Raw genomic sequence first — 1,732 nt, forward strand, 5'->3', positions numbered from 1 at the left:
CTCGCGCGCCGCGGGGCGGGCGGCGCGGCTGGGGCGCGGCGGGGCGGCGGGGCGGGGGGCGGCCCCCGCCCCGCCCCGCCCCGGCCCCCCCCGACCGCAGCAGGCTCGGCCGCTCCGGGAAGAACGCCACGGCACCGCGCCGACGGACCCCGCCCCGTCGGCCGCGGGTGGGCCGGGCCGGGCGGGCCCCGCGAACGCGGCGGACCCCGGCCCCGCACCGACGGACCCCCGGGCCTCCTCGACGGCGAAGCGGCAGCAGACCCCGCCCGCGGACCCGGAACGGTCCCACCCGGCCCCGGCGGCCGACGGACCGGACCGGAACGGCCCCACCGGCCCGGCGAGGCGTGACGGCGCCGTCCGGGACGCCGGAGCCGCCACCGCGCCGAAGGGGCCGCAGCGTCCCCCCGGCGGGCCCGCGCGGCCGGGGGCGCCGGGTCAGCCGCCGGCGGCTGACCCGGTCACAGCCGGGCCGACACAAGCGGGCGCGGCAGGCACGGAGGCGCGGGACCGCGCGGCGGGCGGGCCCGCCCACCCCGCGGAGCAGCGCGGGGATCCGTCGCCGGCCACCGCGGCACCGCCCCCGTCCGCCGACCACCCGGTGCCGAGCTTCGAGGAGCTGTACGAGACCGCGCACACGCGCCTGGTGCAGCAGGTGTTCCTGCTGACCGCCTGCCGCCACCGCGCGGTGCACTGCGTGCGGCGGGCGTTCGGGGAGGCCCGGCGGGGCTGGCCGGCGGTGGCCGGGTCCGGGGATCCGGAGGGGTGGGTGCGGGTGCGGGCGTGCGAGCTGGCGCTGTCGCCGTGGCACCGGGGCGGGCCGCGCCGGGCGCACGTGTGGGGTCTGCCGCACCGGCGGATCAAGGTGCGCCCGGCGGACGAGTCGCAGGCGGTGCTCCCGGACCACGACCGGCTGACCGACCGGGACCGCGCCCTGCTGAAGGCCCTCAAGCGCCTGTCGCGGCCGCAGCGCCGGGCACTGGTGCTGCACGACGGGCTGGGGCTGCCGGCCGCGGCGATCGCGGTGGAGGTGGAGTCGACGCAGGCGGCCGCCGAGGGCCGGGTGTGGACGGCCCGGGCGGCGCTGGCGCAGTGGGTGCCGGAGCTGGTGGGGCCCGATCCGGCCACGCCGGGCTTCGCGGACGGGCTGAGCCTGCTGCTCCACCGGGCGGCGGTGCGCGGGTGCCCGGAGCCGCACCGGTCGCCGGTGCCGGTGCTGCGGGCCCGGCACCGGCTGTGGACGGCGAGCCGGACGGGCGCGGCCGCGCTGCTGACGGTGGCGGTCGGCGGGGCGACGCTGGCGACCCTGGCGGGGGTGCGGCCGGCGGTGCTGTTCCGTCCGCCGGAGGCACCGGAGCCCGCGCTGTGCCTGCCCGCCGCCGCAGCGGAGGATCCGGGCGTGCCGCTGCAGCCCGGCGGGGTGCCGAACGGCATCAGCAGCCTGTGGTGCAGCCCGGCGCCGGGCTTGGAGGCCGTGGTGGTGGAGCCGCACCCCCAGGCGATCGCCCGCTGGGAGCTGCCGGCGGCGGCCCGGGGCGCGGACGCCCCGCCGCCCCAGGGTCCGGCGGTCTGCCCGCTGTGGTCGCCGCGGCCCTGCACGACCGGGCCGAAGGCGCGCTGAAAACGACGAGCGCCCCCCCCCCGGGCCGGGGGGGGGGCGGCTTGCGCGCCTGGGTGTTAACGGCGGGGCGGGGCTGTTATAGCGGGGCCCGGCGGGCGGGAGGGGAGGGCGCAT

At 82.3% G+C, this 1,732-nt stretch carries 2 protein-coding genes (1 of these 2 only partly in view); both read left to right on the forward strand.

All coding sequences use genetic code 11. The features are described from left to right. Positions 1-348 carry the end of a LuxR C-terminal-related transcriptional regulator gene (locus tag ACFV0O_RS14850; RefSeq protein WP_380341216.1) on the forward strand. It extends 999 nt beyond the left edge of the window, so the window shows 348 of its 1,347 coding nt (coding positions 1,000-1,347); the start codon falls outside the window, past its left edge; it ends in the stop codon at positions 346-348. A 250-nt stretch (positions 349-598) separates the two neighbouring features. Then, on the forward strand, positions 599-1,618 hold the full coding sequence (locus tag ACFV0O_RS14855) for an RNA polymerase sigma factor (RefSeq protein WP_380341219.1): 1,020 nt from the start codon (positions 599-601) through the stop codon (positions 1,616-1,618). Positions 1,619-1,732 lie beyond the last annotated feature (114 nt).

The organism is Kitasatospora sp. NPDC059577 (assembly GCF_042735475.1).
GTDB lineage: Bacteria > Actinomycetota > Actinomycetes > Streptomycetales > Streptomycetaceae > Kitasatospora.